The organism is Tuberibacillus sp. Marseille-P3662 (assembly GCF_900178005.1).
GTDB lineage: Bacteria > Bacillota > Bacilli > Bacillales > Sporolactobacillaceae > Marseille-P3662.
Map to the genome: position 1 here is coordinate 1,069,364 of NZ_FXBS01000006.1, position 21,901 is coordinate 1,091,264.

Sequence of the window (21,901 nt, forward strand, 5' to 3'; positions counted from 1 at the left end):
GTGTGACGACTTTTTCTTCCAACGGTATTTAAATGAGGTCCAACTCCATTAGATTAAAGTATTAATCTATTATGCGTGAGATTTGGCCTAAAACTAACATAATTGAGGTGTTTCCATGGATGTGTTGCAATTGGTCGTTGATTACCTTAATGGCAAGCTATGGGGATATGTTTTAATTATCCTACTCATCGGCCTTGGTTTGTACTTCACATTTCGTTCAAGGTTTGTGCAATTTCGCCTGTTCGGAGAAATGTTCCGTGTAATTAAAGAGGATACTTCCACACATAAGAAAGGTATATCTTCGTTCAAGGCTTGGACGATTAGTACAGCTTCACGGGTCGGCACAGGGAACATGGCCGGTGTTGCCCTTGCCATTTCAGCAGGCGGACCAGGCGCTGTTTTTTGGATGTGGATCATTGCTCTGGTTGGCGGAGCGACGAGTTTTGTTGAAAGCACATTAGCCCAGGTTTATAAGGTCAAAGATGGGGATGCCTTCCGTGGCGGGCCTTCTTACTATATGGAAAAAGCGCTTAATGCCAAATGGATGGCTATTCTGTTCTCAATTTTAATTACGATTACTTATGGACTCATTTTCAATGCGGTTCAAGCCAACACGATTACCGTTGCCTTTAATCAATCTTTTAATTTAAATCGCTTGGTATTGGGTATCGTTGTTGTTATATTGACAGCCTTAATCATATTTGGCGGTGTTAAAAGAATTGCCAATTTCACAGGTGTTGTTGTTCCGTTCATGGCCATGATTTACATCATTGTTGCCTTTTTGACACTTCTCATGAATATCACTGAAGTTCCTAATATGATCGCACTGATTTTCCAACATGCTTTCGGAATCAAAGAAATTGTAGGTGGCGGTATTGGTGCTGCGATTATGAATGGTGTCAAACGTGGCTTGTTTTCCAATGAAGCAGGTATGGGTAGCGCACCTAATGCGGCCGCGACAGCGACCGTCAGTCACCCTGCTAAGCAAGGTCTTGTGCAAACGTTAAGTGTCTTCACGGACACCCTACTGATTTGTAGTGCAACGGCATTCATGATTCTGATTTCAGGCGAATGGATCGGTACCAGCGATGGTATTACCGGTGTTACCTTAACCCAAAATGCATTAAATGAACTGCTTGGTGCTTGGGGTGGCCCATTTGTCGCGGTATCCATACTTTTGTTTGCCTTTAGCTCATTAATCGGCAATTATTATTATGGCGAAACCAATATTAAACTCTATACAAACGGTAATGCCATACTTAACCTATATCGTTTCGTTGTCTTAGCTATGGTGATATTTGGTGCTGTGACGAAGGTCCAACTTGTGTGGGACTTAGCGGATTTATTCATGGCTTTAATGGCGATTGTTAACCTTATTGCCATTGCTATACTCGGTAAAATCGCCTTCGCAGTCCTCAAGGATTATATGAAGCAGAAGAGACAAGGAAAAAACCCTGAGTTTGTTGCAAAAAATATCCCATGGCTCCGCAATGTTGAGTGGTGGGGTGGTTCGGCAGATCAAGAAAAGGATCATTAAGTCAATCATAAAAAAATCCCTGCTCGTAAGCAGGGATTTTTTATGGCAAATTATTGGTTTTCATTCATTTTGTTACGAAGCACCATTTGTAAAATGCCGCCGTGACGATAATAATCAACCTCAACATCGCTATCAAAACGAGCGAGGGCATCAAATTCTTTCTTCTTACCATCCTCATCAGTGGCAGTCACTTTAACAGTATCCTTAGGTTTAACCGTTTCATCGATGTCAACATCAAATGTTTCCCGGCCAGTCAAACCAAGGGAATCAATGCTGTCGCCGTCTTTGAATTGAAGCGGCAAGACACCCATGCAGACAAGGTTACTGCGGTGGATTCGCTCATAGCTCTCAGCGATGACAAATTTGATACCAAGCAAATCTGTACCTTTAGCTGCCCAGTCACGGGAGCTTCCCATACCGTAGTCATTGCCGGCAAGGACACACAAGCCTGTATTATCTTCTTGATATTTCATCGCAGCGTCATAGATTGGCATAACTTCCTCTGTTGGCCAATATGTCGTATAGCCGCCTTCTGTACCGGGAGCCAATAGGTTGCGAATCCGCACGTTAGCGAATGTGCCGCGCATCATAACATCATGATTACCACGGCGGGAACCATAGGAGTTAAAATCACGACGTTTAACCCCTTTATCTTGTAAATATTGACCGGCCGGGCTATCCGATGCAATCGCGCCAGCAGGTGAAATATGGTCGGTTGTTACGGAATCACCAAATTTACCAATCGCACGCAACCCTTTCAACGATTGAATGGCTTCAGGTTCACGCGATAAGTTTTGGAAGAACGGCGGATTTTGAATGTATGTGGATTCAGGATCCCAATCATACAATTCACCTGTACTGGATTCTAAGTTATTCCAACGCTCGTTTTCATCAAACACCCGTTCATATTCTTTTTTGAACATTTCAGGGCCAACTGATTGAGTCATCATTTCTTGGATCTCATCATTAGACGGCCAAATGTCTTTGAAGTAAACGTCATTACCGTCTTGATCTTTCCCAAAACTGTCATTGGCAAAATCAAAGTTCACGGAGCCCGCTAAGGCATAAGCTACAACCAACGGCGGTGAAGCTAAGTAGTTGGCACGGACAAGCGGATGAATCCGTCCTTCAAAGTTCCGGTTACCAGATAATACAGAAGACACGGTCATGTCATTATCTTGAATCGCTTTTTCGACCGCTTCAGGAAGGGGTCCGGAGTTACCGATACAAGTTGTACAGCCGTAACCAACAAGATTAAATCCGAGTTGTTCAAGATAAGGTAGTAAACCAGCATCAGTTAAGTAGTCCGTCACGACCTTTGAACCAGGGGCTAGACTTGTTTTAACGTAATCAGGAACATTCAGTCCCTTTTCAATCGCTTTCTTTGCTACAAGACCGGCACCCAACATCACGCTTGGATTAGACGTGTTCGTACAACTTGTAATCGCGGCGATCACTAAATCCCCAGTTTTCAAGTCTTGTTCAGAACCGTCATCATATTTGATAGTGGATTTTTTATAAATTTCATCATCTTCAAGACCAAAACCGTGATTACCCGCTTCGCGAGTCAATGTTTTGTTAAATTCATCTTTCATATCGGACAATAAAATTAAGTCTTGTGGACGTTTTGGCCCTGACAAAGACGGTTGAACGGTAGACAAATCGAGTTCTAGCACTTGACTGAATTGAGGTTCTTTAGCCTCTGGTGTGTAGAACATACCGTTCGCCTTGCAATATTCTTCAACAAGCTTAACCTGTTCCTCACTGCGGCCAGTTAAACGCATGTAATTCAACGTTTCTTCATCAACTGGGAAGAATGTTGCTGTAGCGCCGTTTTCAGGTGACATATTGGAAATAGTCGCACGGTCAGCCAATGACATTTGTGGCATGCCTGGTCCGAAGAATTCAACAAATTTGCCAACAACTTTTTCGGAACGAAGCAATTGGGTCACATTCAGTGCCAAGTCGGTCGCCGTCGTGCCTTCCGGTAATTGACCGGTTAACCGAACCCCAATCACGTCGGGAACAGGGACATAGGATGGTTGACCTAACATACCCGCTTCAGCTTCAATACCGCCGACACCCCAGCCAAGGACACCAATTCCATTAATCATTGTTGTATGTGAATCCGTACCAACAAGCGTATCAGGAAACGCAAGATTTTCTCCGTCTTCTTCAACACCGTGGACAACGGAAGCTAAGTATTCCAAGTTAACTTGGTGGACAATTCCAGTTGCGGGCGGAACAGCGCGGTAATTCTCAAACGCTTCAGTAGCCCATTTTAGGAATTTATACCGTTCTATGTTTCTTTCAAATTCACGCTCCATATTAAACTTTAAAGCTTCATTGGAAGCGAAACGATCGACTTGCACAGAGTGGTCAACGACCAGATCAACGGGTTTTTCCGGATTGATTTTTTGCGGGTCGCCGCCCATGTCGGCCATCGCTTTTCGCAAAGAGGCCAAGTCGACGACAGCTGGTACACCTGTGAAGTCTTGCAGGATGATTCTTGATGGGTTGAAAGGAACATCAACATTATCATCAAGCTGATCTGTACCCCATTTTGCTAGATTTTCAATATGTTCTTTTTTGATGACTTTACCGTCATATTGACGAAGAACGCTTTCAAGTAAGACTTTAATAGAATATGGAAGTCTATCAATATCGCCAAATTCTTTAAGTGCGTCCAGTTTGTAATAGTTATACGTCTTGCCACCTACTTCAAACGTGTCGCGTGCCTGATAGACATCGTTATTCGCTTTTTCTTGAACAGTTGGCATTACTTTCCACTCCCCTTTACTCCAACTTTACTACATTTACATGTAATATCATAAAACAAATTGTACTATAAGTAAAATTCAATCGTATTATGATTGATTATAAGTTTTACTTATGATAATTAACTTCATTGATCATTAAGGTTCCCGGGTCAATTTTATCGCAAATTTATAGCGATCAGCTCTATAGTTTGATTTTACCCATTCCAACACTTTACCGTTCGTAAGATAAGTCTTTCTGGTAATAGATAAGATGGGCTCACCAATGCCCACATTGAGACATTCTTTCTCGTCTTGTCCAGATAGAGTGGATTCGATGACCTGGTTAGCATAATCTATTTGGTAGTTCATTTGCTCCTCAATATAGGCATATAGAGAATGGCTGGCAATAGTTTCCGTTAATCCTTGAACCTCATTAGCAGGAATATATGTGCACTCTAATGCCATTGGTTCGTCGTCGGCAAGTCGGATGCGTTTAATTTCGTAGACAGGTTCATGAACAGAAATTTGCAGTTGCTCAGCGAGTTCGTCATCAGCAGGCATGATTTGAAAACCAGCCAGCTTTGTAGAAGGGGTTAACCCGCGTTCTTTCATATCTTCAGTAAAACTTGTAACCGTATGTAGCGTTTGTTCCATTTTCTTTTCGCCCACAAAAGTTCCCCGCCCCTTAATACGGTATAAATAACCTTGGTTGACCAAATTGGTAATAGCTTGACGAACGGTCATCCGGCTGACATTAAATTGCTCCGTGAATTCACGTTCGGACGGAATGGTTTCACCAATTTTGAGTTGATTGTTGTCAACTAAGGACTTAATATATTCTTCAATTTGGAAGTAGATGGGGACCGGGGAATTCTTATCAATCAATGTAACGCTCCCTCGCTTTCATTTGGTCATATCGAGATAAAGCGGCTTCATCAGCGATTAATATCATATTATCATATCCGATCAAAGCTGATGCAGGGAAACTCTCATCTTGTTCAACTTGGTTTAATAGTTGATGAATCGCCTCTGCCTTTGACTCTCCTGATGCGAGCAAAAGAATTCTACGACTCGTTAAAATGGTTTTAATACCGACCGTAATCGCCTGTGTCGGAACTTGGTTTATTTGTTCAAAAAAACGTGCGTTAGCCCGACGTGTGTCTTCCGTCAACTTGGTGACATGTGTTGTTTTCTGAAAGGATGTCCCCGGTTCGTTAAATCCGATGTGTCCATTTTGTCCAATACCGAGCAACTGTAAGTCAATGCCACCTAATGTTTCAATGAGCTGATCATAACGCCGGCATTCTTGGTCGAGATCATCAGCTACACCATTAGGAACGTGGGTATGCTCAGGAGAAATATCAATATCATGAAATAATTCCTGCTCCATAAAAGTCCGATAACTGTTGGGATCTTCTGGAGACAGGCCAACATATTCATCAAGGTTAACGCTCTTAACCTTACGATAAGACGTTCCATTTCTATGGTGATCTTCAATCATTTTTTCGTAGACGCCCTTAGGTGTCCCGCCTGTTGCCAGACCTAAAACCGTATTAGGAGCGCTTTGGACTTGGCGAATCATATAGTCAGCGGCTAACTCACTCATATGAGCATAGTTTGTGGCGCGAATCAGTTTCATGTCGTTAATTCCTCCCTCTGGAATACAATCTCACCACGGCAAATCGTCATATAGACGTCATTGTTATGATCAAGGATGGTCATATCAGCGTCTTTACCAGGCTCTAGTGTCCCTTTGCGATCAATCACTCCAGCTTGCTTTGCTGGATTCATTGCCGTCATATAAACAAGGTCTTCAATTGCCGCATCTGTAAAGGTAAGCATATTTTGGAATCCATGTTTCATCTGCAATACACTACCTGCTAAAGTCCCGTCATCTAATCTTGCTTCGCCGTCTTTAACCGTAACATCTTGTCCGCCAAGATCATAATGACCATTCTTTAAGCACTTAGCACGCATGGCATCCGTAATTAAAACAAGACGGTCTTTGCCTTTAGTTTTGTATGTGATATGCACAGCATCTGGATGGACGTGAATACCATCAGCAATGAGCTCGGTATACAATTGATCATGGTAATAAGCACCCCCGACAACGCCTGGCTCCCTGTGATGCATGCCACGCATCCCGTTAAATAAATGGGTAACATGAGTTGCACCGTTACTTACAGCTTCTTTAATATCCGTCATCGAACCATTCGAATGACCGATAGATGCCACAACATTGTGTTCTGATAAATGTTTGACAAACGATTGCCCGTTAGTCATTTCCGGTGCTACAGTCACAAGTTTTATCATGCCCCCACTCATGCGCTGCCATGCCTGAAATTGATCCATATTAGGTGTCAAAATGGCATCTAGCGGCTGGGCGCCTGCTTTGTCCGGATTAATAAACGGGCCTTCCAAATGAATGCCAATCACTTCGGCTTGCCCGGTATGCTCCTTATTTAAATAATGACCAACATTTTCAATCGCCTGATCAATTCTGTTGCGGCTTTCTGTCATCGTCGTCGCAAGATAAGAGGTCGTCCCTTCTTGAGGTAATGCCTGGGACATTGTATCCAATGCCTCTTTTGTTCCATCCATCACATCTGCACCATTAGCTCCGTGAATATGAACATCGATAAATCCAGGAACGATTTTATAGTCAGCCGGTAGAACAACAGCATCATCCGCGGCCTTGTCCGCACCATGAATTGACATAATGTTATGGTCTTCAACGGTTATGAGCGCGTTTTCAATTTTTTCAAAACCCGTATAGGTTGTACCTTGAAGTTTAATCATCGTTAAGCCCACCTCCACTTATCATTGACTGTATCTTCGTTTAATATATCATTATTGTTGTTTGGTTGTCTATACATCCATACCTAAATTAAAATCGCAAGTGGTCTATAAAACTAGTTGAGTTGGGTTCGTCAATAAAAAAACCGCCGCTTAAAGCGCCGGTTTCTACTTTCTTATTCTAAAGTGGGCGTTTAACTGTCCACGTAACATCGACTTTCTAATATCTTCTTTGTTCGCCTTCCGTGTTGCTTTCACCATTTCACGACGTATTTCGTTCGTCTGAACACCTTCTTCACGATGGTCAGCGATCTCCACCAAAGTTTCCACATCTAAAAATGAATATTTGCGCGTGCCCTTTTCGGATCGTTCCGGATAAATCAAGCTTCGATCTTCATAATACCGGATTTGCCTGGGTGTTAACCCTGTTAGCTCACTAACTGTACCGATCGGAATAACCTTTTTACTTTTATAAGGATATTCGGATGCCATCCCCTCACCTCCATCCGTTTGTAATTTTAGTTTACAAGTTCACTTGTTCATTAACAAATAATATGTAAGATTATTTATCATATGGTGTTGTAATGCAGGTGAATCCAAGTTGTGTATAGTGTTGTTTGCCATCATTCTATTCTGGGTAACCTTTTTTTGTTATCATTCTTGGGGGATAGAGTTAGGAAAACCAGTTTGTCATAAACATTTTAATGAATCGACAAATTTCAACTGTCACAAGTCTGTGCTTAGTAACGAAAGACTAATTAGCAAGATTACAATGAACGGAGGCGGTTTCTGGTGCAACAGCGCAGTCAGTATTTTGACAACGCAAAATTCTTACTGATTTTTTTCGTTGTGTTTGGTCACATCATCAGTCCGTTAAAAAACAATAGCGACTTCTTATTTGCCGTTTATAAATTCATTTACCTCTTCCATATGCCAGCCTTTATCCTTATTGCAGGTCATTTTGCTAAGGGGTATGACAAGCCAGGTTATTTCAAAAAAATATTTAAAAAAACGTTAGCTCCATATATCATTTTTCAAGTGATTTATTCCTTTTTTTACTATGTTATGGGGTACGAAGACACGCTCACTTTGACTTTGCTTGATCCGCATTGGTCACTATGGTTCTTAATGAGTCTGTTTTCTTGGTATGTGCTATTGAAAGTGTCAAAGGGCCATCCAATGATGGTCCCATTATCATTTATCGTAGGTATTGCTGTCGGATATTTCGATATATTCGATTCCGTCCTAAGTATCGAAAGAACGTTAATTTTCTTTCCGTTTTTCATACTTGGACACCATTTAAGCCGTGAACAATTTGCCGCCTTAGGACAAAAACATTGGCGTTCTTTGGCTACAATTGCTTTATGTCTCATACTAGTAGCGTGCTTTTTTATGATTCCGGATGCAGCCAAAGATTGGTTGTGGGGGTCAGCGTCCTATAACACTATGGGTGTCGGTGGTTGGCTTGGAGCTTGCTACCGTATGATGTTTTATATGTTGATGCTAACCGCCACATTCGGCGTTCTTGCTCTCATTCCGCGTGGATCATTTTCATTTACTAAATTGGGTAGCTATACGCTCTACATTTACTTATTACACGGTTTCTTTATCAAGACCATTAAGCTCCTCCCCTTCTATAAGAATATGGAGCATTTGACAGAGTACTTGTTACTATTCTGTGCCGCTATAGCGATTTGTTATTTATTGGGGAGCGGGCCGGTCCGACAACTCGCAAAACCATTGATTGAACTCAAACGTCCTAAGCCTAAGCAACCTAGTGATGTTTCAACTTAATTATCGATCCAATCCCTCAACTCCTCCAATGGATTTGAGGGATTACTATTATTATTTATGATAATTAGTTGACATAATATAATTATGGTTAGACTTTAAACGATTTCCCCTTCTATGTATAAACATGACTCACATGCGTACTCTATAACTGATTCAAATTTTTAACAATGATTAATGGAGGTCAATTTTTATGGCTCAACAAAACCAGCAATTACAACAAGCTTTTAACGCTGCGCAACAGGCAGAACAAGCTGTTCAGCAGGCACAGTCAAGTGGAAATCCACAACAAATACAAAAGGCACAGCAGCAGTTGCAACAAGCCCAGCAACAACTTCAGCAAGCCCAAACCCAAAGCCAACAAGGGGCTCAGCAACAGCAGCAACAACAACAGCAACAATTTCAACAAGCTCAGCAACAGCTTCAGCAGGCGGAACAAGCCCTTCAACAAGCTCAGCAAGGACAAGCACAGCAGAACAATCAACAACAATAATATGATTGGGTTCCCTCAATCGGGAACCCTTTATTTATAGACTTGTCCAATTATGAAAACTCATTTCCTTGTGTTACTTGATTATTGATGGCATTCGTCTTTATAATATTAAGTGATAAGTGCATGAGGTGATGAGCAATGTCCGGTACGTTCAGTTGGTTTATCGTCACTTGGTCTATCTTTTTATTTGTGTTTATGGCCATTGGCGGTTACTTTATGTTTCGCAAGTTTTTGAAAAGCTTGCCACGTGATGACGGGAATTCTATATTGGACTGGCAAAATTATTATATCGAACAAACCAAACATTTGTGGTCCCAAGAACAAAAGGATCTTCTGGAAGAACTTGTGCGCCCTGTTCCTGAATTATTCCGCGATGTGGCTAAGGGGAAAATCGCCGGGAAAATCGGTGAAGTTGCTTTAAGAAAAAACGCCCGAACGATGACCCAGGATTTAATTGTTGAGGGTTACATAAAAGCAACCCCTAAACGCGACCACAAGTATCTTAGAAAAACACTCATGAGGCATAATATCAGTTTACAACCTTATGAACATTTTTTTTAGAGAGAACTTGCCGGGGTGGCAAACCTTAATCGGCGATGGCTGAGCCTGAGCTTATATTTAATATCCAATATCCTCACTACGACGCCGGAACCCATCTAAGTAAAAACTTTATACTCTCCTAACGTGTAAAAAGGGTATCTCTAAAATGAGACACCCTTTTTTCGGCTACTAAACACGTTGGTCAATGGTCATTTGTTTCTCAAGACGGCGATACATAATATACATAGCTATCCTCCACGGAAGAATCATGCCGAACGCAAGTGTGAAGAACAATCCGCTCAATTGCGGAACCGTAATGGATTGTTCGAAATAAATTTTCATGATGGTTCGAATAATAACTAAAATCACTAAAATAAAAACAAAGGCCTTTGAACGCTTAAGGTAAATATCATGATCACGAACTTCAAATTTCGATGTTATGATAAGAAACAAGGAAAAGAACACACCAATGCTAAGCGCCTCAAAAAACTCTGACCACGGTACACGAGTAAAGGGTACCGTAAACATCAAAAACCCTGTTGACATGAAGAATGGAGGTAAAATAATTTTTTTTGCATTCGTTGGATGGTGGGAAGCTTTCAACCGAATGGCAATGATCGCTGATGCCAGCCCAATCCCAATTAAAACACTCACAATTTTTAGCATACTCATCGACCTTACCTATATGAATTCAAAACTCGATTATATTATAACGCTTTTATGAAAAAAATAAAATGCCTGCCTTGTCAACTATGTATTTCCGATTACAGTGCAAAGTTACCATTTATCTAAACATCATTAGGAATAGTAAGTAGCGTTTCGTTGTACCTTAAAGGGGTGTCTTAAAGTATGATAAGACTTTAGGACACCCCTTTTTTTAATGAACCCTATTTTTACCCCATTTCATATAAGGTCCTTTTAACTTCACTTATGCTTTTTATTTTTAAATGCAGCGATCTTGAATCTCTAAATTTATGAGCCTCAATACAGGTTTTTATTGGGGCAGTTCCCTTACTCGTTTCGCTTATATTCTTCAAGTGCCCAATCTTTTTTGTATATCTTAGTGGCTGCGTCCTTTCCTACGTAACGCAAATGCCAAGGTTCATACTCATAACCGGTAATGTCCTGTTTACCTTTTGGATATCGGACGATGAACCCGAATTCATGTGCATGTTTGGCCACCCAGCGACCCGCTTCGGTATCACCAAATGCTTGAATGAGCTTAAAGTCAACCGCGCGCGAGGTGATGTCCATAGCTAGCCCGGATTGATGTTCGCTCGTTCCTGGATGAGCACTGACTTGACTTGCCTTCTTTTCTCCATAGCGGTCAACATTCGAAGCAAACACCGTTTCCTGCCTTTCATAAGAACGATAACCCGATTGAGCAAACAATTGGATACCTTTGTTGTCCGCCGCTTGAAACAATTGCTTTAACGCGTCTGATGTAACCTTACGTACTTTACGCTTTTGGACTTTTTCATCGTATGGAAATCTCACGTCTGCATACTGTAAATTTTTCGGAACGAATCCATCCGGCAACTTATGGGATTTGTTCACAAGAACTTGCAAATCATTTGGATGAGCGACTGTCACCATACCATTGTCATTGGACTGATGCTGGTCAGCCTTATCCACTGTTTGACCTTCATTACTTTCAGATGATTGGTCGTTTTGATCTTGACTCTCTGTTTGCTTATTCTTATTCGCATCCTGACTTGATTGTTGCTCTTGCTGATTGTCTTGCTGTTCATGTGTTGATGAATCCTGTTTTCCCTGGGGATTGCAAGCTGATAAAGAGAGTATTGTTACGCCTGCCATCAACCACACTGTTGCTGTTTTTTTCCTCATGCCATTTATCCCCCTATTGAAATTTCCTATCATAGGTTAACAGAAAATCCGACAATAGGAAACCAACATTCGTATGAAATTTGTAGAACGATATAGCGTATTGTCTAGCGTTTGATCGGCTGGCCGTGGCTATTTTTCACTTCAATCCTCTTTAGCACGGCTAGCTTGATCACGGATGTATCTCATCAGAAAATATTCGTGGAGTGGAGCGTTTTTGTGCCAACCGTGTTCACTAGAATCCCATCATAGGGGGTTATTTTGTCGGCGAATCATCATCTACCTACTGCGTGTACGTACCGGAAATATGAATGGTTTCTTAGAATGTTCGATATTCCCAAACGGTGAATAGCTATTAAGAATCATGCTTGGACATAAAAAAACCACAGTTTTTAACTGTGGTTAACGCATTATTTCGATTGATTGTTCATGGCTTTCATCATTTGATTAATCTTCTTCTGCGATGGGTTTTGTCCCATTTGTGTCATCATGACACGCAACATTTTTTCATTGATAGGCGGATTCTTCTTAATATAACTCATCATATATTTACGAGCGGCGAAAAAGCCGGCCAACACGCCAACGATGATACAAACGACGCCCACTAGGATATACATCCACATATGGTGCTAGTCCTCCTTTAGTTTTTCTGTCCAAATCATAGTTTACTACAAACGAGTGGGCCTATACAATACCGATTATATGAGATGAGCATGTTTCACAGGTGCCAACCAGCCAAACCTTTGATGCCCGGCGTCAATGGCTAAAAAACAAGGATCAATATTCCGCAAAACTTCAAAAAAAACGGTCTCGGAACGTAAATCACCAGTGGCTTCCATATGCATCACATTATGGTCAATCGCTAGTTTGGCCATACTTTGTCCATATACTGAATGAATCATATATTCCCCTTGGTTGACAGTGAATTCCGAGGAACTGGCCAGTTGCTGTTGAATGTTCGTCTCAATTTCATGTACGGGGATTTTCTTTGTTATGTATGCCACTTGCTTATGTAGTTGTTCCCTATTAAAAGGGTCATGTGTATGGAAGGTTTCAACAAAAAGTTGAAATAATTTGGCCTCTTTACCAAAAAAACTGCGCGCGACTTCATTTTCAATTAAATAAATATAATAGTGCCTCATTGTCATCCTCCTTTTAGAGGTTTGTCCTATCATTATAGTGGATACTTCTTAAGGACATTGTCTAAACAAGGCGACAACAAGGCACTGATTTTGTCAAAGTTTGTCGGTTAGTAAAGAGAATCTAGTTAAAACAATTGTTTCATCTTGGAGACAACGTGATCAACGTTAAATCCATATTCAGACATCACTTTATCACCTTTTGCCGATGCACCAAAGCGGTCGATGGTTACCGTATCACCCTCGATGCCGACAAATTTATGCCAACCGAACGATGCCCCGGTTTCAACAGCTAAACGCTTCGTTAGTGACGTTGGTAAAATGCTGTCCTTGTAAGCTTTCGACTGAGCATCAAATCGATCAACAGAAGGCATGCTGACAACGTTAACGTGTATATTGTCCTGCGCTAATTGCTCTTGCGCTTCAACCGCTAAGCTCACTTCTGAACCAGTTGCTATAATGATACCTTGTGGTTCATCATTTGCTTCAGAGATCACATAAGCCCCTTTGGCAACACCATCCGCAGCATTCTTTGCTGATCCATCAAGTACAGGAACACCTTGGCGTGTTAAGACAAGCGCTGTTGGTTGATCCTCATTTTCAAGGGCTAACTTCCAAGCTTCCCGTGTCTCAATAGCGTCAGCAGGACGAATGACCGAAAGATTTGGCATAGCTCGTAATGATGCTAACTGCTCGACAGGCTCATGTGTTGGACCGTCTTCTCCAACCGCAATGCTATCGTGCGTAAAAACATATGTGACTGGCAAATGCATAATGGCTGATAGGCGTAATGCTGGACGCAAATAGTCAGAGAAAACAAAGAATGTTGAACCAAAGGGCTTGACGCCTCCATGGAGTCCCATGCCATTAACAGCAGCAGCCATCGCAAATTCGCGTACGCCGAACCAGACGTTTCTCCCTTGATAGGTACCTGGTAGGAAATCGTCGCTCTCTTTCATTAATGTTTTCGTTGATGAGGCAAGATCAGCGGCACCACCAAAAATTTGCGGTACGGATTTGGACAGCGCATTAATCACTTCACTGGAGGCTGCACGGGTTGCCAGCTTATCGCCAACTTCGAATGCTGGTAGGGATTCAGAATAGCCTTCAGGCAACGTGCCATTAATGGCCATCTCCAATTCTTTTGCGAGTTCCGGATATTCTTCTTTGTAGGCAGCAAACTGGCGATTCCAATCTTGTTCGAGTTGCTCACCTTTTTCAGCAATACGAGCAAAGTGTTGCTGAACATCTTCAGGAACTGTAAATGCATCATCGTAATCCCATTCATAACTTTTCTTCGCTTCAGTGACTTCTTCAGCACCAAGTGGAGCTCCATGAGCGTCTTTTGTGCCAGACTTATTCGGGCTGCCGAAACCAATGGTCGTCTTCACTTCAATAAATGTCGGTTTGTCAGTCGTTTCAGTTGCTTGACGCAAGGCTTCATTAATTTCATTAAGATTATTGCCATCCTCAACGTGAAGAACCTGCCATCCATAAGCTTCAAACCGTTTTTTAACATTCTCAGAGAATGCCATATGTAGGTCGCCATCCAGAGAAATATCATTTGAGTCATATAAAACGACAAGTCGACCGAGTTTAAGATGGCCAGCAAGTGAAGCTGCTTCAGCAGAAACGCCTTCCATTAAGTCGCCATCACCGCAAATAGCATATGTATGATGTTTAACCATTTCATATTGGTCACGATTGTATTTGTCAGCCAAATGCTGTTCGGCCATTGCCATACCGACAGCCATCGCTACGCCTTGACCAAGTGGTCCTGTTGTAGCTTCAACTCCTGGTGTATCCCCAACTTCTGGGTGTCCCGGGGTCTTGCTTCCCCATTGTCTAAATGATTTTAAATCATCGATGGATACATCATATCCATTTAAGTGCAGAAGACTATATAGCAACATAGAGCCATGACCTGCAGACAAAACAAAGCGATCTCGATTAAACCAATCGGGGTTCTTCGGATTGTGCTTCATGAAACTTGACCAGAGTGTATAAGCCATGGGCGCTGCACCCATAGGTAGACCTGGGTGTCCGCTATTAGCCGTTTCAACAGCATCAATAGATAGCGTCCGAATTGTATTAATAGCTTTTTGTTCAATTGATTGCATCTTAAACCAAACCATCCCTTCATATTTACTGCTTACATATCATATAGTTTAACACAAAACCATCACGTTCATCACTTATAAACTTTTGCAAAATCTAATCATAACTCTTATATTACAGTAAACATTGAAAGCCCAATTTTATATGAAATTGGGCTTTGAGCTGTATAACTTTAATGAAAGTCTTTAGATTGGCGTTGACTCTGTTTAAGTTTTTCCGGAGTGACATCTTGTCCTTCAGGATCGACAACCTTAAGACCATGCAATTGCTGCTTGAAGTTTTTTCTAAACGTCTTTAAATACTCTTCTCTCAATTTTTGCTGTTCCTGACTTTCTTCCTGTGTAAGCCCTTCTGCTTTTTTCTTGCGACCGAGCTCAGAAATGCGATTTAATTTATCTTCAGAAAGCATCTGCAAATCTCCCTCTACAATCATTTTACTATGTTGAACGAACAGGACGTGCTAGCATCGGGGTTGCAAAAGACCGCCCGAGCTTTTAGCCGATGGTCCTTTTCTTCTCTGCTGAAATCGTGATATAGGTACTTAACGGAGCGAGAAAGAGCTCCATTAATGCAAAATACTCTTCTTAGCTTAACGCATAAGGAAACGATCGTTCAAGCAAGCAGAATTACTTTTCTATTGGAATAACAAGTGTTTCACCAATATCGAGTTGGTAAGCATTAATATGATTAACTCTTTCCACCCAATTAACGAACTTTTTAATCGGCATATGATGTTGATCCTGAAAGTCTTCACCGATCTCCCATAGTGTATCCCCTGCTTCGACTTCAATAGTTTTAAATTGTCCCGCTTGAGCAGGATGCAATTGATCTGCAACTTCAAAAATTGAAAGAATGACTAAAATACCAAATATGAAATAAAGACAATAGGTTTTTGTGACTCGCTTAATCACTGTCATAATCATCAACCCCCTAAACGAATACATGTTCTTATGTAATTTAAGTTTAATGGGAACAATCGTTTGTGTCAAGATTTTTCGAACGAATGTTTGTATGGTGTGGAATTTCATGCTATACTATTATTAAGATGAAATTTGTTCCAAGGGGTTGACCAATTGTGAAACTATCAAACCGGCAACAAGCAATCTTAGATTTTATACGACAAGAAGTCCGCTCTAAAGGATATCCGCCTTCTGTTCGGGAAATTGGTGATGCCGTCGGATTGGCTTCAAGCTCAACGGTACACGGACATTTGTCGAGACTTGAGAAAAATGGTCACATCAGACGTGATCCAACCAAACCGAGAGCGATTGAACTGTTGGAGGAAGATGTGAATCAATCAACGGCACCTGCCCAGACAAGTATCGATGTACCCATTATCGGCAAAGTCACGGCAGGACAACCAATTACTGCCATTGAGAATGTCGAAGAGTATTTTCCCGTCCCAACCAGTATGGTTGGAGATGATGAAGCCTTTATTCTAAATGTTTCCGGGGAGAGTATGATTGACACCGGCATTCTTGACGGTGATAAGGTCATTGTGAGACAGCAAAGAATTGCTGATAACGGAGACATTATCGTTGCCATGACGGAAGAAGATGAAGCTACGGTTAAACGATTCTACAAAGAAGATGGGCATATTCGTCTACAACCGGAGAACCCAAATATGGAACCGATCATTTTAAATGATTGTGTGATTTTAGGCAAAGTCATTGGTGTTTTTCGAAATATACATTAAAAAGGGTGTCACTAAAGCATTCCGGAATGCTTTAGTGACACCCTCTTTTTGAATTGTGATTAAAAGTATTTATGGTATATGCATTTTATCGTTGTACATCCTAAGGAGAGCATAAATAGAACGGAGGAATGTCATTGGATTACAACGAGTATTGGAACCAGATATATGAGAAAAGTGACCAACTCAATTCACTAATTTCTTCTTACTGGAATCACTATTCCAATATGGAAACTTGGCAGTTTTGGTTTATTGTTTCCTTGTTGGTGGTTCCTTTAATCTTACTTTATTTCAAAGTGGACCGAGAAAGAATTTTCGAGTTATTTTTCTTCGGATATACAGTAAATATGTTGTGGACATTTACAGATATTGCACTAGAAGGTAGCCGTTACTTGGTTCATCTATACTTTTTTTTACCTATGTTACCGTATGCATTAAATTTGACTGCATCGTTAATTCCGGTGGGGTTTATACTTCTATATCAATATTGTACCAATAACAAAAAGAATTTTTATTTATTTACATTATTATTAAGTGCCATATTTTCGTTTGTTTTCGCACCTATTGAAAAATATTTAGGATTCATAGAACTTAGAAAAGGATTTAATCTCATTTATCTATTTCTTATAGACGTGGGGATTGCATTTATTTCTTACTGGTTTACAAAGATAATTTTAAAAATAAAAGGTGGTCACTTTTAGTGCCTGATGGAAGCGTAATTGAGCAAACACAGTTTTTCAGTATTAGCATCTAGCTTTGCCTGAACTGTAGCCCATTCAAGACCTTTATGGCCGTTTATGTTTTTCTCAAAACGGGCTTTTAATGCTCTGAGTAATTCTTCACGTTGTTCTAGTGACAACTCCTTTTTATTGCTGATTTTATTTCTCACTATCGTTTAATTCCCCTTACAGACTCGGCATAAGTGCTTGTCCATCCAAGATAAGTTTATCATAAATATTGTGGATCTCTCCCCCTCTGTATTACAAGTAAGAAAGATTGAAAACGAAGGGGTAAAGGAAAACTCATGCGTTACATTACTATTAATGCACATAAATTCTTGCCCCTTTAAGGAAAAGGTTGCAAGCATTTGTTCCTGCTTCCCCGGCTTCGTTTGTTCCGTAGCGCGAGATACTCGTAATATCCGAATCGTCAATAAGTGATGTGTAATAATTCATCGCCTCTTCTGCCTTTTTTCCCCCTAAAAAAAACAAAAACCCCTCGACGCCTGAGCGCCAAGGGATTCAAAGATTAATAGGTAGCCATATATTGATCGCGTTCCCACGGGTGTACTTGCGTGCGGAACAGAGTTTGTACCGAATAAATATAATCAAACTCTATTAAAATACTGATATAAAAGGAAATTGAAAAATAAATTTTTCACATCATTTCATACTCTATCGAATATTCTTGGGTATTTCTTGGGTGAAATCTTGGGTGATTTGGGTGTTTCGGGTGAATGCAATATTGCGGAAGATAAGGACGGCAACCCGACGAGGTTCCGTCCTTAATTTTACCCAATATCTTCTTCAACTTCGTTATTACTGTTATGATCTAGGGATCTAACCAAACTTTCTTGTATCGCCGCAGTACAAAACAACAGAGTTGAAACAATTGCTGACGTTGCAAAAATAAACGATGCGTATATCCATCTCAAAGGGTTTGGGGTTGTAACTGCACCCAAACCTAAAGCATCGTCCGCTCCTTCAGGCATTGGTTGTTTTAAACTAAACCCAACAGTTAAACCAGCTATCGCCCCTACTATCAAAATTAAAATAGCGACGATTTTCTTTTCTTTCATTATCTATATACCCCCCTAGTATTTTCTCAAATGGCACTATTCGACAAATCCCATTTAATAACCTTTTTCTTTGGGAAAAAGCGATGATAAAAGTTTGATATTATTTTCGCTTGGTACACCTTAAAATCATTCACAAATGAAGTGTCGTAATTTTTATCTGTGATAATCAGAACGGTTGGGAATACTTCTTTCCCGTACACTTGCCACGATAATTCTTTCCACAATTCACTACGTTTGTAAGCTTTATAACGTTCCAATTTATCTCTCATATTTTTGTTTGAATAAGTCAATGAGTTTTGTACTTCAATGAAAAACGGTGCGTTCTGCCAAATAGTAAATATGTCTGGTTCGATGGTTCCTTTATCACCAAATTTAGGTTCGACCTCGAACTGTTTGATACCACCAATTTTACGCATTTCCTTATAGCATTCTACAATTTTAAGAAAGTGACTGATTTTAGACGATCCTTTTTTGACAGTGGTTGGTTTAGGAAAATACATGAACGGCCTTGTATTAGTGTCAGCTTCAATATATCCATCACGTCTTAACCTTTTCAAAACATAATTTGCAGATGTCCGTGGGCTGTTCAAATTTCCAAAATAAAGCGTTGCAATATCATCCCTTGTCATTACCCTAAATCGTTCTAAATCTTTGATAATGGCCTTGTCACGTTGTCTCATCGTCATCACCCAAAACATTAAAAGGATTATCGTCAACAGACGATTGTTCATCCTGATTCGCCGACTTTGGAACTTTTAACGGTTCTAATATGACCTTGGCAACCTCTAAGTCAAGGAATGGTCCTTGTAATAACTCAATATCATCGCTTTTCATATACATGCGACCTGGTGTATTAATTGATATGTCTGCTGCATTTTCAACTGTGCGCCCTAATGTAATGTTTGAATTGATCCTGTCAGCGTGTTTAAATGCCATGCGAATAGTGAGATTGTTTTTTAATTTCCCGTCTAAAATGTCACTGTCTGGGCGTTGCATAGAAAGAATGAGATAGACGCCCAACGCCCGGCCAATCGCGCTTATATCCTCGATCGTACTCATGATGTCTTTTTCATCCTTAAGAAGCGCAACCTCATCAATGCAAACAACAATACTCGGCAAATGGAACGGTAGGTCTTTGATATGCGCTTTCTCGTGTTTATCCAGAAGATCACCGCGTTTTTTCAGTATATCGTTCACATATGCAAGATATCCATCTAACGTGATACTGCTCGTGCATACGCCTTCCACATGCGGCAAACGTCGGAAAACATGAAACTCTGAGCGCTTCAAATCGCCTAGTACAAGGCGTAGATCGTCCGATGAGTAATGTTTCACAAGCGTGCTTAAAATTGCTCTCAATTGAGTTGATTTCCCCGATCCTGTTTCACCAGCTATCAATAAATGAGGATGGTTTTCCATGTCATATAATCGCATTTTCCCGTGACGATCCACACCACAAATGATTGGCAAGTCATATTTTTTTAGTTTAAAATTCTCAAAATTATATTCAACACCACTAGGCATACTATATTTGTGGATTGATAGGACAAACTTTTTATATTCTCCGCTAATGTCGATGTTGTCACCGAATATTTGTTGAAAGACAAACCATTGCTTTTGAATTTGCTTTGGGTCGACCCCATCCGGTAGTGTGAATACAAATGTTGTTTTGTCTTCAGTGGAACGATAATCAATGATATAAGGATAAACTTGATATTTCTTTTTTCCAGTAGACACTTCTTTGTATAAATGAGCGTTTCTAAATACACGCTTGAGTTTTTGTTTGTGGGGATTACAAAATATCATCACAAAAACCTCCCTAGCGGATTGTTAATGAACAAATAACCAACACCGCATAGACCCATAATGATTAGTAAAACAAGCAATATAGAACTGATTTTCTGGGCATCTTCAACACGATCACGCTTTAATAAATGTCGCTCCCAAAATGCACACCCTATAATGACACCGCCGACAACACCAGCTACAATCACTTTAAATCACGCCCTCTCGGATTAAAGGTGTAATATCTTTTAATCCGCTTTTCTTGTCGGTTTCCTTCACAAATAAACCCGATCACGTAACCTAAGCCGATACAATAAGCACAAAAAGCAAGTTTTATGATCATGAAATCATTCCTCCTGATATTGAATATAGAATGTTTCCGCCCAATTCCTGCATGAACGATGTGTAGTTATTGTACAGACTTACAATTCCGTCATTTCCAAGCACCTCACCACCCAGGTTTCTCATATAAGAAACATATCCGTTGTACCAATCAATTGGTTTTAAGTTATTTATCATGTCTGGGTTGGCTAAAATGCTGTGGTTGTATAGATTCTCTGGGTAAGATTCTAAATTTACTTTTAGGTCTGACAAGCCGCCACAAGCCTTCATGTTACTAATGAATGTTTGTGGGACATCTAATGGGTCGATATCAAAGGTGACATCCTTTAAGTCGTGACCGTCCCACTTAAAATTCATTTGAAAAACATTCGATCGTTCTCCGCATTTCATAAAAGTCTCCCCTCTCTTTCCTCTCGATCACTCCGACTCTCATCTCCGTTCTCTCCTTTCACTCCCCTCTAAACAAATTGGCAAAATTACTGTTTTGATTAGTGAAGACAACTTTAAAACATTTGTTTAGGGTACTTTTGTTGCAACAATTGCAGATGATTTTGTAGTGGACTTTGTGGCTACATTTGTTGTTGCTTTTGTTAAATACTATGGCCTTTAAGATTGGGCGTTGCCTGTCCACCCAAATTAATTTTTGAAGGACAAACAGTATTTTTGTAGAAAGTAAGTATGTAGAGGTGGACAAAACATGTATAAATGTCGATTAAAAGTGATATTAGCGGAAAAGGATATGCAGCAAAACGATCTACTTAAAAAAGTGGATATAGGCCGAGGAACTTTAAGTCAATTAGTTAATAATAAAACAACACCTAATTTTGATACTGCTTATAGGATCGCCGAAACACTGGACATGAAAATCGAAGATATATGGGTGAGAGTTGATGATCCTGCCGACTGAACTGCTAGAACTCAAAAACAAATATATCGTTGTGTCTGCGGCAAAAGAGACACTTGAACGCAAGGGCATCCATAATCAAGCTATATGGGATGATCTCAAACAGATAAAACAGAAAATGCGGGAAAACGATTTGAGAGTTGAAAGGTCAGACAAAGAATCAATGCTACACGATTACTCGGTTTTCCGGATCATATGGAAAAGGATGACGGATGAAAATGAGTTGTCAAATGTCCATCTGAGGAATTGGATACGCGAATATATCAGGAAGATGAACTTTTGAAGTGAGGGGATAGTGATAATGAGATTACATTGTTTAAAATGCAAAAAGGTCGTGAAATACAGCGAAAAAGTATACCTA

Annotated in this window: 24 protein-coding genes and 2 pseudogenes; 7 read left to right on the forward strand and 19 right to left on the reverse strand. The window is 40.4% G+C overall.

Annotated features, from left to right (window positions below; all coding sequences use genetic code 11):
* Positions 1-115 precede the first annotated feature (115 nt).
* Positions 116-1,537 (forward strand): alanine/glycine:cation symporter family protein, encoded by a 1,422-nt coding sequence (locus B9Y89_RS13975; RefSeq protein WP_085523811.1) that lies wholly within the window; start codon positions 116-118, stop codon positions 1,535-1,537.
* A 50-nt stretch (positions 1,538-1,587) separates the two neighbouring features.
* Here the strand turns inward: B9Y89_RS13975 and acnA are convergent, their stop codons facing one another.
* The 5 genes from acnA to B9Y89_RS14000 form a co-directional block, all read right to left on the reverse strand.
* Positions 1,588-4,317: an aconitate hydratase AcnA gene (gene acnA / locus B9Y89_RS13980; protein WP_085523812.1), complete on the reverse strand. Its 2,730-nt coding sequence runs from the start codon at positions 4,315-4,317 to the stop codon at positions 1,588-1,590.
* Between the two features lie 135 nt (positions 4,318-4,452).
* Entirely contained in the window at positions 4,453-5,181 is a 729-nt protein-coding gene (locus B9Y89_RS13985; protein ID WP_085523813.1) for a GntR family transcriptional regulator, read from the reverse strand.
* Entirely contained in the window at positions 5,174-5,935 is a 762-nt protein-coding gene (nagB, locus tag B9Y89_RS13990; protein ID WP_085523814.1) for a glucosamine-6-phosphate deaminase, read from the reverse strand. Before nagB ends, B9Y89_RS13985 begins: the two co-directional genes overlap by 8 nt.
* Entirely contained in the window at positions 5,932-7,095 is a 1,164-nt protein-coding gene (nagA, locus tag B9Y89_RS13995; RefSeq protein WP_085523815.1) for an N-acetylglucosamine-6-phosphate deacetylase, read from the reverse strand. Before nagA ends, nagB begins: the two co-directional genes overlap by 4 nt.
* Positions 7,096-7,260: 165 nt before the next feature.
* Complete coding sequence (locus B9Y89_RS14000) at positions 7,261-7,584, reverse strand: MerR family transcriptional regulator (RefSeq protein WP_085523816.1); 324 nt, start codon at positions 7,582-7,584, stop codon at positions 7,261-7,263.
* A 300-nt stretch (positions 7,585-7,884) separates the two neighbouring features.
* Between B9Y89_RS14000 and B9Y89_RS14005 the strand changes: the two genes are divergently transcribed.
* The 3 genes from B9Y89_RS14005 to B9Y89_RS14015 all read left to right on the forward strand — a co-directional run bounded on the left by B9Y89_RS14005 (position 7,885) and on the right by B9Y89_RS14015 (position 9,937).
* Positions 7,885-8,886 (forward strand): acyltransferase family protein, encoded by a 1,002-nt coding sequence (locus B9Y89_RS14005; RefSeq protein ID WP_176222233.1) that lies wholly within the window; start codon positions 7,885-7,887, stop codon positions 8,884-8,886.
* Between the two features lie 190 nt (positions 8,887-9,076).
* Positions 9,077-9,376 (forward strand): hypothetical protein, encoded by a 300-nt coding sequence (locus B9Y89_RS14010; RefSeq protein ID WP_085523818.1) that lies wholly within the window; start codon positions 9,077-9,079, stop codon positions 9,374-9,376.
* Positions 9,377-9,514: 138 nt separating this feature from the next.
* A complete protein-coding gene (locus tag B9Y89_RS14015; RefSeq protein ID WP_085523819.1) occupies positions 9,515-9,937 on the forward strand; it encodes a DUF2621 family protein in 423 nt (140 codons plus the stop codon).
* A 168-nt stretch (positions 9,938-10,105) separates the two neighbouring features.
* Here the strand turns inward: B9Y89_RS14015 and B9Y89_RS14020 are convergent, their stop codons facing one another.
* The 7 genes from B9Y89_RS14020 to yneA form a co-directional block, all read right to left on the reverse strand.
* On the reverse strand, positions 10,106-10,582 hold the full coding sequence (locus B9Y89_RS14020) for a CcdC family protein (RefSeq protein WP_441351492.1): 477 nt from the start codon (positions 10,580-10,582) through the stop codon (positions 10,106-10,108).
* A gap of 345 nt (positions 10,583-10,927) precedes the next feature.
* Entirely contained in the window at positions 10,928-11,764 is an 837-nt protein-coding gene (locus B9Y89_RS14025; protein WP_176222234.1) for a M15 family metallopeptidase, read from the reverse strand.
* 407 nt (positions 11,765-12,171) lie between these two features.
* A complete protein-coding gene (locus B9Y89_RS14030) occupies positions 12,172-12,384 on the reverse strand; it encodes a YneF family protein (RefSeq protein WP_085523822.1) in 213 nt (70 codons plus the stop codon).
* 75 nt (positions 12,385-12,459) lie between these two features.
* On the reverse strand, positions 12,460-12,903 hold the full coding sequence (sirA, locus tag B9Y89_RS14035) for a sporulation inhibitor of replication protein SirA (protein ID WP_176222235.1): 444 nt from the start codon (positions 12,901-12,903) through the stop codon (positions 12,460-12,462).
* A 125-nt stretch (positions 12,904-13,028) separates the two neighbouring features.
* A complete protein-coding gene (tkt, locus tag B9Y89_RS14040) occupies positions 13,029-15,020 on the reverse strand; it encodes a transketolase (RefSeq protein WP_139822812.1) in 1,992 nt (663 codons plus the stop codon).
* Between the two features lie 170 nt (positions 15,021-15,190).
* On the reverse strand, positions 15,191-15,427 hold the full coding sequence (locus B9Y89_RS14045; RefSeq protein ID WP_085523825.1) for a DUF896 domain-containing protein: 237 nt from the start codon (positions 15,425-15,427) through the stop codon (positions 15,191-15,193).
* A gap of 217 nt (positions 15,428-15,644) precedes the next feature.
* Positions 15,645-15,935, reverse strand: coding sequence for a cell division suppressor protein YneA (yneA, locus tag B9Y89_RS14050; RefSeq protein WP_085523826.1), 291 nt, complete (start codon positions 15,933-15,935; stop codon positions 15,645-15,647).
* A gap of 155 nt (positions 15,936-16,090) precedes the next feature.
* On the opposite strand from yneA, the gene lexA reads away from it, so the two are divergent.
* Both lexA and B9Y89_RS14060 read left to right on the forward strand, forming a co-directional pair.
* Entirely contained in the window at positions 16,091-16,714 is a 624-nt protein-coding gene (gene lexA, locus B9Y89_RS14055; protein WP_085523827.1) for a transcriptional repressor LexA, read from the forward strand.
* A 134-nt stretch (positions 16,715-16,848) separates the two neighbouring features.
* Positions 16,849-17,412 carry a hypothetical protein gene (locus B9Y89_RS14060; protein WP_085523828.1) on the forward strand — a complete coding sequence of 188 codons (564 nt, stop codon included), beginning with the start codon at positions 16,849-16,851 and terminating at the stop codon, positions 17,410-17,412.
* A 17-nt stretch (positions 17,413-17,429) separates the two neighbouring features.
* Here B9Y89_RS14060 and B9Y89_RS14065 read toward each other — a convergent pair.
* The 7 genes and pseudogenes from B9Y89_RS14065 to B9Y89_RS14095 form a co-directional block, all read right to left on the reverse strand.
* A pseudogene (locus B9Y89_RS14065) lies at positions 17,430-17,600 on the reverse strand (DUF4256 domain-containing protein); the annotation flags it as partial.
* 6 nt (positions 17,601-17,606) lie between these two features.
* Positions 17,607-17,886, reverse strand: a pseudogene (locus B9Y89_RS14070) (VOC family protein).
* Positions 17,887-18,221: 335 nt separating this feature from the next.
* A complete protein-coding gene (locus tag B9Y89_RS14075; protein ID WP_085523830.1) occupies positions 18,222-18,509 on the reverse strand; it encodes a hypothetical protein in 288 nt (95 codons plus the stop codon).
* 26 nt (positions 18,510-18,535) lie between these two features.
* Entirely contained in the window at positions 18,536-19,189 is a 654-nt protein-coding gene (locus B9Y89_RS14080; RefSeq protein WP_085523831.1) for a helix-turn-helix domain-containing protein, read from the reverse strand.
* A complete protein-coding gene (locus B9Y89_RS14085; RefSeq protein WP_085523832.1) occupies positions 19,176-20,315 on the reverse strand; it encodes an FtsK/SpoIIIE domain-containing protein in 1,140 nt (379 codons plus the stop codon). Before B9Y89_RS14085 ends, B9Y89_RS14080 begins: the two co-directional genes overlap by 14 nt.
* Positions 20,315-20,503: a hypothetical protein gene (locus B9Y89_RS14090; protein ID WP_085523833.1), complete on the reverse strand. Its 189-nt coding sequence runs from the start codon at positions 20,501-20,503 to the stop codon at positions 20,315-20,317. Before B9Y89_RS14090 ends, B9Y89_RS14085 begins: the two co-directional genes overlap by 1 nt.
* 130 nt (positions 20,504-20,633) lie before the next feature.
* Entirely contained in the window at positions 20,634-21,026 is a 393-nt protein-coding gene (locus B9Y89_RS14095; RefSeq protein WP_085523834.1) for a hypothetical protein, read from the reverse strand.
* Between the two features lie 307 nt (positions 21,027-21,333).
* On the opposite strand from B9Y89_RS14095, the gene B9Y89_RS14100 reads away from it, so the two are divergent.
* Positions 21,334-21,543 (forward strand): helix-turn-helix domain-containing protein, encoded by a 210-nt coding sequence (locus tag B9Y89_RS14100; protein ID WP_085523835.1) that lies wholly within the window; start codon positions 21,334-21,336, stop codon positions 21,541-21,543.
* Positions 21,544-21,901: the final 358 nt, after the last annotated feature.